Source organism: Streptomyces sp. NPDC059718 (assembly GCF_042733315.1).
Classification (GTDB): domain Bacteria; phylum Actinomycetota; class Actinomycetes; order Streptomycetales; family Streptomycetaceae; genus Actinacidiphila.
In genome coordinates this window covers 1-14,147 of the sequence record NZ_JBHWGA010000092.1, presented here as the reverse complement: position 1 = coordinate 14,147, position 14,147 = coordinate 1, and the positions used below count along the sequence as shown (strand labels likewise).

Annotated in this window: 13 protein-coding genes; 9 read left to right on the top strand and 4 right to left on the bottom strand. The window is 69.4% G+C overall.

The genetic code is table 11. The features are described 5' to 3' along the window. Positions 1-813: helix-turn-helix transcriptional regulator (locus ACFV3E_RS45350; RefSeq protein WP_500542222.1), on the top strand; the 813-nt coding region annotated here is incomplete at its 5' end. Positions 814-894: 81 nt separating this feature from the next. Then, positions 895-1,623 carry an alpha/beta hydrolase gene (locus ACFV3E_RS45345; protein WP_500542220.1) on the top strand — a complete coding sequence of 243 codons (729 nt, stop codon included), beginning with the start codon at positions 895-897 and terminating at the stop codon, positions 1,621-1,623. A 356-nt stretch (positions 1,624-1,979) separates the two neighbouring features. Here the strand turns inward: ACFV3E_RS45345 and ACFV3E_RS45340 are convergent, their stop codons facing one another. Beyond that, positions 1,980-3,185 (bottom strand): cytochrome P450, encoded by a 1,206-nt coding sequence (locus ACFV3E_RS45340; RefSeq protein WP_500542218.1) that lies wholly within the window; start codon positions 3,183-3,185, stop codon positions 1,980-1,982. 505 nt (positions 3,186-3,690) lie between these two features. On the opposite strand from ACFV3E_RS45340, the gene ACFV3E_RS45335 reads away from it, so the two are divergent. From ACFV3E_RS45335 to ACFV3E_RS45325, 3 genes are all read left to right on the top strand, one after another. Then, the gene (locus ACFV3E_RS45335) at positions 3,691-4,011 is read left to right on the top strand and encodes a helicase associated domain-containing protein (protein ID WP_500542216.1); all 321 of its coding nucleotides are present in this window, start codon (positions 3,691-3,693) and stop codon (positions 4,009-4,011) included. A 13-nt stretch (positions 4,012-4,024) separates the two neighbouring features. Beyond that, the gene (locus ACFV3E_RS45330; protein ID WP_500542214.1) at positions 4,025-4,972 is read left to right on the top strand and encodes an ornithine cyclodeaminase family protein; all 948 of its coding nucleotides are present in this window, start codon (positions 4,025-4,027) and stop codon (positions 4,970-4,972) included. Between the two features lie 510 nt (positions 4,973-5,482). Beyond that, the gene (locus tag ACFV3E_RS45325; protein ID WP_500542212.1) at positions 5,483-7,876 is read left to right on the top strand and encodes a SpoIIE family protein phosphatase; all 2,394 of its coding nucleotides are present in this window, start codon (positions 5,483-5,485) and stop codon (positions 7,874-7,876) included. Positions 7,877-8,041: 165 nt separating this feature from the next. Here the strand turns inward: ACFV3E_RS45325 and ACFV3E_RS45320 are convergent, their stop codons facing one another. Continuing rightward, positions 8,042-8,212, bottom strand: coding sequence for a hypothetical protein (locus ACFV3E_RS45320; RefSeq protein ID WP_500542210.1), 171 nt, complete (start codon positions 8,210-8,212; stop codon positions 8,042-8,044). A 408-nt stretch (positions 8,213-8,620) separates the two neighbouring features. Between ACFV3E_RS45320 and ACFV3E_RS45315 the strand changes: the two genes are divergently transcribed. The 3 genes from ACFV3E_RS45315 (at position 8,621) to ACFV3E_RS45305 (ending at position 10,908) form a co-directional block, all read left to right on the top strand. After that, positions 8,621-9,145, top strand: a complete 525-nt coding sequence (locus tag ACFV3E_RS45315; RefSeq protein WP_500542208.1) for a hypothetical protein — start codon at positions 8,621-8,623, stop codon at positions 9,143-9,145. A gap of 390 nt (positions 9,146-9,535) precedes the next feature. Then, positions 9,536-9,937 carry a hypothetical protein gene (locus tag ACFV3E_RS45310; RefSeq protein WP_500542206.1) on the top strand — a complete coding sequence of 134 codons (402 nt, stop codon included), beginning with the start codon at positions 9,536-9,538 and terminating at the stop codon, positions 9,935-9,937. Positions 9,938-10,122: 185 nt separating this feature from the next. Beyond that, complete coding sequence (locus ACFV3E_RS45305; RefSeq protein ID WP_500542204.1) at positions 10,123-10,908, top strand: ATP-binding protein; 786 nt, start codon at positions 10,123-10,125, stop codon at positions 10,906-10,908. A gap of 351 nt (positions 10,909-11,259) precedes the next feature. On the opposite strand, the gene ACFV3E_RS45300 is transcribed toward ACFV3E_RS45305, so the two are convergent. Further along, positions 11,260-12,087 (bottom strand): replication-relaxation family protein, encoded by an 828-nt coding sequence (locus ACFV3E_RS45300; RefSeq protein WP_500542202.1) that lies wholly within the window; start codon positions 12,085-12,087, stop codon positions 11,260-11,262. 461 nt (positions 12,088-12,548) lie between these two features. Between ACFV3E_RS45300 and ACFV3E_RS45295 the strand changes: the two genes are divergently transcribed. Further along, positions 12,549-13,691, top strand: coding sequence for a Fic family protein (locus tag ACFV3E_RS45295; protein ID WP_500542200.1), 1,143 nt, complete (start codon positions 12,549-12,551; stop codon positions 13,689-13,691). A gap of 195 nt (positions 13,692-13,886) precedes the next feature. On the opposite strand, the gene ACFV3E_RS45290 is transcribed toward ACFV3E_RS45295, so the two are convergent. Continuing rightward, a partial coding sequence (locus ACFV3E_RS45290) for a Uma2 family endonuclease (protein ID WP_500542198.1) occupies positions 13,887-14,147 on the bottom strand: 261 nt, incomplete at its 5' end.

Genomic DNA, 14,147 nt, shown 5'->3' with positions numbered 1-14,147 from the left:
CTCCTCGCCGCCGCCACCGGCGAACCCGACACCACCGACGCGATCACCGGCAAAATCATCCACTGGGCGACCCGCCGCAAAGCCTTCGGCGCCGCCCACTACGCCCACCACGCCGCAGGCCTGGCCGCCCTGGGCCGCGGCGACTTCACCGGCGCCTACAGCCACGCCACCGCCATCAGCCCCGCCGGCCACCTCGCCTCACACGCCCCCCACGCCCTGTGGGCGACGATGGACCTGGTCGAGGCAGCCATCCGGACCAACCGGCACCACGAGGCCGCCGCCCACGCCGCCGCGATGCGCGAAGCCGGCATCGCCGCACTCTCCTCACGCCACGCCCTGCTCACCCACGCCTGCACCGCCCTGACCACCACCGACGACCACCAGGCCCTGCACCTGTTCACCCACGCCCTCCAAATACCCGGCGCCAGGCGCTGGACCTTCGACCACGCCCGCGTCCAACTCGCCCACGGCGAACGACTACGACGCAGCAGAGCCACCACCGAATCCAGGACACCCCTGGCAGCAGCACTGTCCGCCTTCCAACGCCTGGGAGCCCGCCCCTGGACCGAGCGCGCCGAAACCGAACTACGCGCCGCCGGCACCGCCAAACGACGACCCGGCACCGCCACACCCCACACCCTCACCCCCCAGGAACTCGAAATCGCCCGACTGGCCGCCTCCGGCCTCACCAACAAACAAATAGCCGAACGCCTGTACCTCTCCCACCGCACCATCGGCGCCCACCTCTACCAGATCTACCCCAAACTCGGCATCACCTCCCGCGGCATGCTCCGCGACGCCCTCCAAACCTGACCCCCGCCCTCTGCCACCCCACCCCGGCAGCACACAGCAGCGCCCCGCCACCCGCCACCCCACCTCGGAAAGACCCAGCACGTGAGCACACTCCCCACCCTCGTCCTGGTCCACGGCGCCTGGCACGGCACCTGGTGCTGGCAGCCACTGATCGAACACCTCCCCGACCTCGACATACGCACCGTCGCCCTACCCAGCAGCGGCCAGGACCCGGCAGCACTCGGCGGCCTCTACGACGACGCGGAAGCAGTCGCCCACACCATCACCGACATCGACGGACCCACCGTGATACTCGGCCACTCCTACGGAGGAAGCCCCATCACCGAAGCCGCCGCGACAACCGGCAACGTCCAGCGCCTCATCTACCTCACCGCCCTGATGCAAGACACCGGCGACTCGGTCCTGTCCCTGGCCGGCGGCGTCTACCCGCCCTACTGGGACGTCCACCATGACCCCCACGGCCACACCGGCCACGGCTACTTCCAAGCCACCCAGCCCACCGAAATCCTCTACCACGACGTCGAACCACACCTGGCACAACAAGCCGCCACCCAACTCGCCCGCCAATCCCTGACCTCGGTCACCCAACCCCACACCCACGCCGCCTGGCGCACCATACCCAGCACCTACATCCTGTGCGAACACGACCAAGCCATCCCCCCACCACTCCAACAAGCCATGGCCACCCACGCCCAACACACCATCCGACTCCAATCCGGCCACAGCCCCTTCCTCTCCCAACCCGCCAAACTCGCCCACACCCTCCGCCACGAACTCGACCCCCAACCACCACACCACACCCAGCAGTAGCCCGCACCCGCACCCACACCCACAGACCAACACACGCCAGGCGCCCGACCCCGCACCCCGCAACCCGGCCAGCACACGCCCGCACCCACACCCACAGACCAGCACACGCCAGGCGCCCGCCGAACCCGGCAATCCGCTCCGCACAGGCCCGCGATTCCACCCGGCGCGACCCAAGCCGTTTATCTATGCGGGCACCAACCCGGACGCCGGAGCAAACCCCCGCATCAGGTCCAACCCGTTACACCACTTCCAAGGACGCAACCCCGCCGCGGGCCACGAGCACCTGAACTGAACCGACGGACCAATCGACTTGTCGTGCAGGGACCTGGCATAGGTGCCTAGTAGGGCAGTGGTGCTCAGGCCGTCAGGCCCGCGATGGCCACGGGAAGGTGGCGCGGGCCGCGCAGCACCGCGTTGGCGCGGTACGGCGGGGGGTCCTCGAGCAGCCGGGAGAACGTGACCCGGCGGAAGAGTTCGGGCACGGCCAGATGCAGTTCTATACGGGCGAGAGGGGCGCCGAAGCAGTAGTGGATGCCGGTGTAGAAGCCCAAGTGCTCGTTGTCCTTGCGGTCGGGGTCGAACCGGTCGGGATCATCGAAACGTCGGGGATCGCGGTTGGCCGCGGCCAGCATGAGCCAGACCGGCGAGCCCTTGGGGATCGTGGTGCCGGCGACGTCGATGTCAGCCAGGGCGGTGGTCCACGGGACGAACTGGACCGGGGGCTCGTACCGCAGCACTTCCTCGATGAGCGGGGCGGCCAGGTCCAGGTTTTCCTGGAACCGGTCCAGGACGTCGGGGTGGCGCAGCAGGGTGAGGGTCGTGTTGGTGATCGCGTTGACGGTGGTCTCGTGACCGGCGACCAGGAGCAGTACCGCGGTGGCTTCCAGGTCGGCCGGTGTCATGTCGGGGGCGAGTGCGCTGAGCATCCCGGGGCCGGGGTGGCGGCGTTTGGTCTCGATCAGATCGCCCAGGTAGGCGCCCATGTCCTGGCGCGCCCGCTGTGCCTTTTCCGGGCCGCCTTCGTTGCCGGAGCCGGGATCGAGTGACGACGCCAGGGCGTCCGCCCAGACGTGGAAGCGCGGTTCGTCCTCGCGCGGCACGCCGAGGACCTTGCAGATGGCGGTGACGGGAAGGGGGTAGGCGAAGTCCTCGACGATGTCGACCTGGTCCTTGCCGTCGAAGGCGTCGAGCAGTTCGGTGACGACCTCGGCCAGTTCTCCGCGCAGGCCGTCGAGGAATCTGGGGCTGTGCGGCGGGCCGAACGGCCGGTTGATGGTGTCGCGCAGCCGGTCGTGCGCGGGCGGGTCGGTGAAGATGAAGCTGGGCGGCAGGCCGGACTCCACCGGTTGCCCGACGCGGGCGTAGCCGGGGAGGCGGTTGCTCGTGTCGTTGCTCAGCCGCGGGTCGTTGGCCAGGCTCCGCACCTCGTAGTAGGTGCTGACCAGATAGGTGCCGTCGTCCTCGCGCCTGACCGGTTGCTTGCGCAGTTCCGCGTAGAGCGGATAGGGATCGGCCCGGTTGGCGTAGTCGGTGATCTGCGCGGAGATGGTGCCGGACGTCATGGTGACTCCTGGGGCTCCGGGCGGTACGGGGCCGGTGATCAGGCATACGACGGAACGAAAGCGACACGCGCTCGCTCGGTGAGTGGCCCGTCAGCGTGACGGTCACGTGGGTGGGCAGATGAGGGTCCGGGAAGTCCGGGTCGATCGGCCGCAACCCCTCGGTCCGGCACGCGCTGCGGTGGCCGAGCCCCGCAGCCGTTTGCGCTCGGTCCATGTGATCGGTGGGCATGCCTCAGCTTCAGCTTCGGCCCCCCGTGCACGTCCCGCAACGCGAGGGGGGCAGGTGCATGCCCGGCTGCGCGAGGGTCGTAAGACCTGCTCTCTTTCCCCAGAGAGGTCACTTTGGGGCGCTTCCGAATCTGCAGCACTACAGGTCAGTTACTTGATCATTTGCATCAGTAGCGCAATCTGACTGCTTCGACACACTGGCAAGGCTCCGAGGCTGGACCGGGAGCGGCGGCAGGCACTCGAGGAGATCGATCCCGCCTGGTGCCCCACGTGGCCGGTGGTGTGGCAACGCTGCTTCCACCTCGCCCGCACCTACCGCACCGCCGGCGGCACACTCCCCCACCGTCCCGGCCAGCTCACCGTTCAAGGCGAGGACATCGGCCGCTGGGTCCAAGCCCAGCGCACCCAGTGGGGAACCCTCACCACCGTCCAGCAATGGCTCCTGACCGAGATCCTCGGCATCACCGCCGCACCGGGGGAGAAGCCCAACGCCTCGAGATCGGTCGCCCGTCCCCATATCGGAGTGGGCACAGGACAACGGCTCACGCAGGCCGCCCTGCCCCACTTCCGTCGAATCCGGTTGACGCAGCATGCGTGAGATTCTGACGCGTATGACCCGCATCCTGACCCGCACTGACCTGCTCAATCTGCTCAACCCCCGGGCCTGTATCCAGGCTCTGCGGGAGGGGTTCAGTGCCTCCGCTGCAAACGAAGTCCCCGGTCAGCGTGTCCGCACCGACCTTCCTTTCCCAGGTACTGCAACGGCTTTGCTCCCTGGGCTGCTACCTGGCATCAACGCCTACACCGTCAAGACCAACGCAAAGTTCCCCCATGCCTCACCGGCGCTCCGGGGGGTGATCTGCCTGCACAGCGGCACAGACGGCAAACTGCTGGCCCTGCTGGACTCCGCGACCATCACCGCCTGGCGTACTGGCCTTGCTGCGGCGCTGGCCACTCACCTGATCGCCAGGCCGGCCGGGAACACCCCCCACACAGTCGGCGTCATCGGTGCCGGCGCCCAAGCCGAACTCACCGTCCGCGGACTGCGCGAGCTACGAGACTGGGATCACCTCGTCGTGCACGACAGCGATCCGCAGCGCGCAGCCGCATTCGCCGACAGACACGAAGGCACCACCGTCTCCACGCCCGAACAGGTCGCGGCCGAGGCATCCACTGTGGTGCTGGCGACGTGGTCCCGCAGGCCCCTGCTGCACCTGAAGGAACTCAGGCTTGGCCAGCACCTGACCTCCCTCGGTGCCGACGAACCGGGAAAGCAGGAACTCGCACCCGACGTCCTGGCCTCGACCCGATTGATCGTCGACGACGTGCCGCTCGTCGCCGCTCATGGCGCACTCGCCAACGCCGGCCTGCCGGCCTCCACCGCTGCCGCGTCCTTGGGCGAGATCATCCGCGGTGACGCTCCCGCACGCACCCACGACCTGGAGATCACCGCCTACACCCCGGTCGGACTGCCCTGGCAAGACCTGGTCCTTGCCTGGCTGGCCTATCAACATGCCGAGGCTCACCAGGTCGGTGCCACCATCGATCTCCTCTCCTGAGCCGGCACGTGCCCAGATCGACAGCTCCCTGAGCAACGGTCGGCGGCCGTAGCGGCCACCGGTGCGCTCATCGGCGAGGACAGCGGGCTGCGTGGCCGTGGTCCTCCGCGGGAAAGCCTTGGCGGCTTGATGGACGGGCGCCCGGACCGGGACACCGCGCGCAGGAAGGAAGCACCGTCGCAAGGTGCCGGACCGTCGCCCGGGGCTGGGTGCTCTTGTCGTGGGCGGGATCGGGCTGAATGCCGTGGCCGGCCGCGAGGCAGAGGGGGCCCGACGGCCGCCCGGACTGCGGAGGCCGACGCCTCCATCAGGCGAGGGCAGCGTATGACGTCCGGCGTCCTGAGGCTGCAGCTGTCACAAAACGGATGTTTACTCGGTCAACCATATGAAACGGCACGAAGATAGATCTTCACCCTGATCACGCCCACCCCCTATCCATTCGAGGACAGCCTCTTGGCGACCACGACCAGCCCCGATATGACTCTGGGTAAACAGCTCAACACGGCTGAGATGTCCGAAACGGCATTCGCGCTGCTCGACGAGCAGGGCACCGTGGTCGGGTGGACGCAGGCCGCCGGGCAGCTCGTCGGACTCTCCGCCGGGGACGTGGTGGGTCGGTCGGTCGCATGCGTGCTGCCCTCGTACGGCGCGGCGCCCTCGATGTCGGCCTTCGCCGAGCAGTGCCGTGCCGCAAACGGCTGGTCGGGGATACCGGCGGTGCGCCGCCGGGACGGCCGCACGGTCGACGTCACATTGCGCATCTCAATGGTGCAGGGGCATGGCGGGGAGACACAATGGCTCGTATCTGTGATCAATGCCGGCACGTGGTCCGCTGAGTCCATCAAGGAGCCGGTACGGGGACTGCTGCTGTCCTGCGCACCGATCGGCGTCATCATTCGCGATCGGCAACTGCGGTGCACCGGCGTGAACGACACGATGGAGAGCCACGACGGCCTTCCCCGCGACCGGCGCCTGGGGCGTCGGTTCACCGACAGCCGGTCCGGCGCCGACGCGCGGGCCACCGAGGCGCTGATGCAGCAGGTGCTGCAGAGCGGCACCTCCCGAGTCCACGAGTACCGCACCTGGTTCCCGACCTCTCCAGACCGGGAACATCCGTTCGCGGTGTCGTGCCAGTGCCTCATGGACGCGGACGGCCAAGCGTTGGGAGTGTGCGTCATCAGCACCGACCTCCACGAGAGCAGGCGGGCAACCGAGCGCCTCGCCGTGCTCGGCGAGGCCGGAGCGCGCCTGGGAAGCACCCTGGATGTGATGCAGGCCGGACAGGAACTGGCCGGCCTCGCCGTTCCCCTGCTCGCCGACTACGTCGCAGTGGACCTGGAGCAGTCGGTCTCCTTCGGCGAGGGGCCCCCGGCCCGCATCGGCACGGCGGGCCGGCGGCTGCCCGGTTTCCGGCGTGCCGGGCTCGCCTCGATCCATCCCGGGGTCCCCGAATCCCCGTGGCTGCGGGGCGAAGCTGTGGGCGTGCCCCTGATCTCGCCCCTCAGCGACATATTGCGTACCGGCAGGTCCCGCCTGGACCCGACGCTCGACACCTGGCTCGACACGGCGCCGGATCTCGCCGACCGGTTCCGCGGCAACGGCGGGCATTCGATCATGATCGTGCCCATCCGCGCCCGGCGCACGCTGCTGGGGACGGCGCTGTTCGTCCGTACCGAGAATCCGACGCCGTTCCAGGAGGTCGACCTGCTGCTGGCCGAGGAGCTGGTCGGCCGGGCAGCCCTGTCGCTGGACAACGCCCGTCAGTACGCGCGCGAGCACACCGCGGCCGTCACCCTTCAACGTACCTTGCTCCCCAGCCAGTTGAAGGGCGGAACCGCGGTCGAGACAGCTTCTCGCTACCTGCCCGCCGACGTGGACCACTGCGTCGGCGGCGACTGGTTCGACGTGATCCCCCTGTCCGGCGCCCGGGTGGCGTTCGTCGTCGGCGACGTCGTCGGGCACGGCCTGCACGCCGCAGCGACCATGGGCAGGCTCCGCACCGCCGTGCACACGCTCGCCGACATGGAACTGCCCCCCGACGAGCTGCTGACCCGCCTCGACGACACCCTCCAGCGACTGGCCGAGAGCGACGACCACGCGACCCCCACCGTCATGGGCGCCACCTGCCTGTACGCCGTCTACGATCCGGCCACCCGACGCTGCACCATGGCGGGGGCCGGTCACCCCCCGCCCGCCATCGTCGACCCGCAGGGCCGGGTCACCTTCCCCGAACTGCCCACCGGGGCCCCGCTCGGCATCGGACTGGGCGACCCGTTCGAGGCCGTCGAGATGGAACTGCCCGAGGGAAGCCTCCTCGCCCTGTACACCGACGGCCTGATCGAGAACCGGGACCACGACATCGAGGACGGCATGCACCGCCTCGGCACCGCCCTCGCGCGTCCCGGCCGGTCCCTGGAGGAACTCTGCGACCTCGCGACGGGGACCATCGATGGCCAGGCCGCCTGCGACGACGTCTCCCTGCTCCTGGTCCGAACCCGCTCCCTCGATCCGGACCGGGCCGCCACCTGGACGCTGCCCCGTGACCCGGCCGCCGTCCGCCATGCGCGGAACCTGACCTCCCGCCAACTGGCCGCGTGGGGCCTGGACGGGCTCGAGGACCCGGCGAGGCTCATCGTCAGCGAACTCGTCACCAACGCCATCCGTCACGGCACCGGCCCGATCGCGCTGCGCCTGGTCGGGCACCAGGTCCTCACCTGCGAAGTGTCCGACGCCGACGGGCGCTTCCCCCGCCGGCGCCGTGGGCACACCATGGACGACCATGGCCGAGGCCTCTTCCTCGTCGGCCAGTTGTCCCGCCGATGGGGCGCCCGCCCCATACCGAGCGGCAAGGTCGTGTGGGCGGAGCTGGACCTGCCCACCGGACCCCTGTCCCAGAACGCATAGGCGTCCGTGGGCGCAACTCCTGCGGCGGAACTTCAGGCACCCGGTCGTCCTCACCGTGTTCGACTTCGCCGCGGTCGTGCTCGCGGTCGCCGACGCGGCCGGCCTTGTCGCCTCACACGCGTGGCGGTTCTGCCCGCTCGGCCCTCGCCCGCGCCCCCTCGAACGTCAGCTGAAACAAATGTCGCTGAGGTCGATCGAGACCATGACCTCATCGCGGATGGGGTAGCCGTCGACGTTGCGGCGGTAGGCCCGGCGCTTGGTGGGCACGATGATGCCATCCGCGTCCACGCAGTCGTACACATACTGCGCGGCGGCAAATCCGCCCGCCACATCCACGTGGTAGTCGTGCCTGCGGAGCAGGTGATCAGGGCCGAAGTAGAAGTCCTGACGGATGCTGTGGCTGGCGATGTCGGATGGGAACGCGGCGCGCGCCCACGCCAGACTTCGTCACCCTCCTGCCACGGCTCGATCTCTGTGACGGTGAAGCCGGTCATGGCCAGCAGGAACGGCGTGGTGAGGTAGGTCCACAGCGCATAGCCGTTGAAGTAGGCGCGGTCCAGCGGGTCCCAGGGGGTGTTGAGCGTATGGCCGCTACGGGGCGACCTGGCTGCAGCACGGGCGCCCGCACACTGGCGTTCTGGCACGCTTGGACCGCACGGCCCTGTTGCAAACGGCGGCCGGCCCGGACGGCATCCCCACCATTGGCAAGATCATCTTGTCGTTCCTCAACGGCGGTCCGAGGCCTTGGGCGCAGCCACCGCGCTGCTGACAGAACTCGCCGCGCAGGACGGCGGCCCGCAGGCGGTGTCCGAGTTGCTGTCCCGCCTCGCCGGAGCCCTGATCCACTGCGAAGAAACAAGTCCGTGGCCCGAACGCGCCGCGGCGCTGTGGCGCAGTGCCCTCGAAACGCAGCTGGAGCCCGCTGCTCTCACCGGCGCAGGGCGGTTCGCCTACGCCGACCGTCTCGACGACGGCACTTGGCTGGAGCTGACTCGTACCGTGGCCCTGCAGCCGGAGCTGGAGGATCCCTACCAGGTCGCTGAACGGGCAAGCCGCCACCCCGACTCCGCTGACGCCCTGCGTATTGCCGCAGCTCTGCTCGGCATCCAAGTGGACCTGTTCCACCAGCGGGAGATTGAGGGGCACGCGGCCCGGCTTTTCGCACAGAGCACGGCGGACGGCACAGCCGAACATGAACAGCTGCGGATCGCGCTGATCAATGCCGGCGCGATCGAAGCGGCCTACAAGGAGCCCCCGACCGGTTCGTGATGGCCCTGGCACGGGCAGGTTGTGTATTCGGCCCTGTTCCTGTGGCCGCTCCCGGCTACGGTGCGAGGCATGAAGTCACGGATCGTGCAGATCGTCCGGTGGAGCAGCTCGCAGCCGCAGCGCGCTGACCATGTATGCAGTGCCCATGGCACGAGGTTCTGCTCGCGGGACCTCGTCGCCGATGTCTTCCTCCGCGACGCGGGCAGTCCTCGTATCCACTGGACCGTGTGCCAGCAGTGGCTCGATCACGAGCCCGACGTCGCGGCCCACGAAGCCAGCCGCGAGGGCCCACGGCCCAGATCCTGACCGGATCAGCCTGCGGTAAGGCCGGATGCAGCGCGGCGGGCGTTCTGTCTGCGCGGCTGGCGGCGGACCCGTCACACTGTGCACATGGGTTCCGACGTCCCGTCTGCCAGCCGTGTTCCCCGCCGGCATGCCACTCCCACGGAGAGCACCTTCAAGGAGCTGTATGCCACCGCACTGACCTGTGGTTGCCCCGACTGTGGGGAGCCGCTGTACCGGGAGAACCCGGCCACCGGCCAGCGCGTCCTCAACAGCCAGGTCGCGCACATCCACGCCCGCAGCGAAGGCGGACCGCGGTGGGATCCCGAGATGAGCGAGGAAGACAACCGCAGCTTCAACAACCTCATCCCACTGTGCGGACGGCATGCCTTCGAGATCGACGCCACGCCGGAGCACTATCCGGGATCGCCTGCGCGCCTGGAAAAGAAGGCAGATCGAAACGCCCTCCCAGGCTGTGGCTCTGTCGCTGAGCGACGCCGAAGCAGCTGAGGTCGCCGCCGCGTCCTTCGACACGGATGAGCTCATCGAGCGACTGGCCGCCCTGCTGCCCTTCTCGGCACGCTCACGCTCTCGCGCCCAGGCGCTAGCCCTCGCGTCGAACAGCAGCCGGGCCCGCACGTCAGCCGCGCGATAGCCGCCGGCCTGGACACGCTCTCGCGGCCACCTGCCGCACAGTGGTTCATGCGCGAAACCCGTGCCTGCGACGGGCCCGCCGATTCATCGCCTGCATCCTGCAGCGCTGGGGCGTCACCGAACGCGTTGCCGACATCATCTTGTGCGCCGCAGAACTCGCGGCCAACGCCTGTGAACACAGCCGGCCCGGCGCGGACCAGTTCCTGGTCCGTGTCCTGTTGTGCCAAGGCACCCTTCGCGTCGAGGTGCATGACCGTGATCCCCGTCGCCCGGCACACCGGAATCCCGATGAGCAGGCGTCGTCCGGGCGGGGCCTCATCCTCGTCAGGGACCTCGCCGACGGTTGCGGAGTCGACTCCAAACCCGGCAACAGCAAGGCGGTGTGGGCCGGCTCGCGTCGGCCGCATGCTGGCACTGCGTCCCAGTCCCGCGCTTGTCAACGATGCTCTCAGGGCGGGGTCGCGCGACACGTAGCGTTCGCTGCCGATGGCCGGGCGGTAGTGATCCGCCGATGCGATAAGGTCGCAGCGCTTGAGCGCCCGTCTCCCCCCCAGACGCGGTGCTCGCACGCGAGACAGGCCCCTCCGAGGCGACAAGGAGGGGCCTGCTCTATGGCCGCCGCGCCCAGTAGTCCCGGAAGCGTTAGCCTCCAGGGCGTTTGCCCGATCCACGGACGCGCCGGCTACCGCTCGTCGGAGGCGGTTGGACGACCACTCGACTCGCTCCATCAGGCTGCCCCGACTGTTGCCTGGACGCATCCTGAGAAGGTGGCCCCGCCTGGCTTCCTCTTGGCTCTGGCCGGGCGGGGCCGCTCAGACGCCGCCTGACCGTGCGGGGCCCAAGCTGCGGCCTGCCGTGGGCGGGACCGCTTGTCACTCTCGTGAGCTGCCCGGCTGGCGCCCGCGTGCGGCCGGGGCAACGCTGGGCTTAGTGCTTGAGGTCCGTCAATCCCCCACCCGTCGAGGCCCTTGCACGTGGCTCGCCCCTGCCCCGGACTGCGGCGGGGGCTGCCTCATGCCCGGACATGACACCCCCACCGCGGCAGCGAATGCAGTGGGGGCCTCAGCCGTCGGCCTCCCGTGGTGCTTGCCGTCGGAGGCCCTGCGGCTCACGGCCTGCTCGTCCCGCTCGGCGACCACGGGCCACTTCGCTGATGCGGCGCTGCAGGACTTGGGGGTTTACCCGTTTGGTGAAGACGTCGCGACCGGCTGGTAGCCCCCACGACGGGAGTCGTCCCATCGTGTCGACCACAGCGGGACGTCGTCCCCTACGCGGTGGCCGTTCATGGTGCGCTGGAAGAAGCGGTGGTAGTGGGCGATCTTGTCCGCCAGCACAGCTGCCGGTTCGGTGTGGTTGTCGACCTCTACGAACAGCACCGGTAGCTGGTCCTGTGCGGCCCGCAGGCTGCCCCTGCCGGGGGTGGTGAAGGTTCCGGTGACCGGGAGGATCACTTCCGTCGTCCAGCCGCGCAGGGTGCCCAGGCCGCGAGGCCGGGCGGATAACGGCCGTGGCCCTGGCTGGACTGCAGGGGCGGGCTGGGTGCCGGTGGCAGGCCCGGCGCTTTCGGCTGGTCTGGGTTGTGTAGGGGCGGGCCCGGCGCTTACGGGCCTGGCTTCGTCAGCGACGCGAGGGCTGCGGCGGGAAATGGGGTGGGTGGGTTGCGGTGGTGACTGGCAGAACGCATCGATGGTGTCGGTCACTTTCAGCGTGTGCGCGGCACCGACTTTCGCCGCTTCCCGGGCGGTACCGCCCATCTCCTTGGGCGGGCGGCCCAGTTCGCCGGCGGCCGCCGCCAGCCCCGCCGTGGTCAGGTTCCACACCTGTTCCGCCACCGGCCTGCCCGACCGGCCGGGCCGGTTGGCCGAGCCCACCGACTCCACCAGCCCCGCCGCCCTCAGGTCCCTGCACGCATTGCGGACCGTCTGCACATCCGCCGTCCCCGGCAGCACCAGCTGCCGCAGCTGCCCTGTTGTGGCGACCTTCACCACCCCCAGCGCCAGCAGCACCAGACCCCGCACCCGGGCAGTCGACCCGTACGGCCACCGCCTGCTCCCCGTCACCCCACACCTCGCCTCCCCGCCGCCGCTCCACATCCCAACCGGCCACCCCCGGGGGCCGCACCGGCTCCCCGACCGCCGCGAGGCGCGGCCGACGGCCCGCGCACGCACAACCCCCCGGGCTGGGCGGGCACCCCGGGCCCCACCGCAAGCCCCACCACGACCACTCCACCACCCACCACTGACACACAAGCGCGGGAGTAAAGGGCTGTCGGCACCACCGCCACCCACGCACACGCCCGCTGACCTGCACGAATGCAACACCAGGCACGGGAGGTCACCGTAGGGGACGGCATAGGGTGAACTGTAGGGAGCACTGCAGGGGCGACAGACGCTCCGGCAACACCGCCCCGGCACCACCTCGAACAAGGTAATTTGACGCTATAATTACGTCACAGTATCATTCTTGCATGCTCTACCCCACGCCCTCCCTCAGCCGTGCCGACGAGCGCGTGCTCGCTTCCATCGACGAGATGCGCTCAGCCCTGCGTCATCAGGTGCGTTCCAGTCCGTCCAAGTGGACTCAAGGGCTGCGCAAGTTCCTCACCGCAGACGCCGTGGCAGCGTCCAACTCCATCGAGGGTTTCAAGGTCGCCACCGTGGATGTGGAAGACCTGATAGAGGGCGAGCGGGACGTGGAGGTCTCCGAGGAGAACCGAGAGGAGACCCTCGCCTACCAGCGCATGATGACCTACATCCAAACGCTGCACGACTCGGCTGACTTCACCTACAGCAAGAGTTTCCTCAACGCCCTACACTGGATGCTCCAAGGACACCGCCACGCCCCACGCAAACCTGCCGGACAGTGGCGTCGCGGCCCCGTCTACGTCACTGATGCCCGCGACCCGAGTATCGCCGCGTACACCGCCCCCGACGCCGATGCGGTCCCCGCGCTCATGCAGGAACTGGTCGACTGGCTCAACGCCGATGACGCCACCCACTCCCTGGTCCGGGCAGCCATGGCGCACCTGCATCTGGTGTCCATTCACCCGTGGGCCGACGGCAACGGCCGGATGTCCCGCTCGCTGCAAACCTTGATGATCGCGCGGGAAGGGGTCCTGGCTCCGGAGTTCTCCTCCATCGAGGCGTGGCTCGGACGGCCGGGCAATACCTGGGAGTACTACCGGGAACTCGCCCGTCGCGGCCCCCAGTACCTGCCCGATCAGGACGTCGCCGGTTGGATCCGCTTCAACCTGACTGCCTATCACCAGCAGGCTCAGACCGTACAGGGCCGACTGACCCGGGCCGGAAAAGTCTGGGAAGCACTCGCCGACTTCGCCCAGCAAACCGGCCTCGACGAACGCACCATCACCGCCCTCCACGACGTCGCCATGGCGGGACGAGTACGCCGCTCCCGCTACGAAAGCGCCGAAGGCCTCAGCCTGCAACAGGCCCAGCGCGACCTGCGCGACCTGGTCACCGCCCAGGTCCTCACCCCCGTCGGGCGCACCCGGGCCCGCTACTACACCGCCGGCGACCGCTTCCCCCAGACCGCGCTGGACATCTCCGCCACCCCCATGACCCTCACCGACCCCTACACCCCCACCGGCTGAACCGCCGCGCCAGGAACCCGCCCCACCGCCCGGGCTCCCTCAACCGCGGCAAGCCCACACGGCGGCGACACAGCAACGCCGGCCAGCCTTGAGGGTGCCGGCCCTGCTGTCGCGCGGGCGTGTGTCGGGCGTTCCTGGCGTGCGCGTGCGCCGATAGCGGCATGCGCTGCTCTACGGTCGGCCCGTGCCGGTTGCTTACCGCTTCACCAGGTGGGCGGGGTCGATGTCCAGGGGGAACGGCTCTGTCACTGCCGTGGTCCGGCCGGCTGGGACCAGCCGGTCGCTGTAGGCGCCGTGCTCCAGGTGCCCGAGGTACAGCCGCGGAGCGGGCTCCAGTTCCAGACGCCAGTAGTGCTCGATACCCGCTGCCGCATACAGAGCGGGCTTCATCTTCCGGTCCGCGACGCGGGTGGAGGGAGAGGCGATCTCCACGACGGCGATGACGTCCTGGGCATG

Bases quoted from the DNA above. Each gene is read 5' to 3' on its own strand.
- ACFV3E_RS45340 (WP_500542218.1), bottom strand. From the start codon at position 3,185: ATGACGTCCGGCACCATCTCCGCGCAGATCACCGACTACGCCAACCGG.
- ACFV3E_RS45330 (WP_500542214.1), top strand. From the start codon at position 4,025: ATGACCCGCATCCTGACCCGCACTGACCTGCTCAATCTGCTCAACCCC.
- ACFV3E_RS45325 (WP_500542212.1), top strand. From the start codon at position 5,483: ATGTCCGAAACGGCATTCGCGCTGCTCGACGAGCAGGGCACCGTGGTC.
- ACFV3E_RS45310 (WP_500542206.1), top strand. From the start codon at position 9,536: ATGGGTTCCGACGTCCCGTCTGCCAGCCGTGTTCCCCGCCGGCATGCC.
- ACFV3E_RS45295 (WP_500542200.1), top strand. From the start codon at position 12,549: ATGCTCTACCCCACGCCCTCCCTCAGCCGTGCCGACGAGCGCGTGCTC.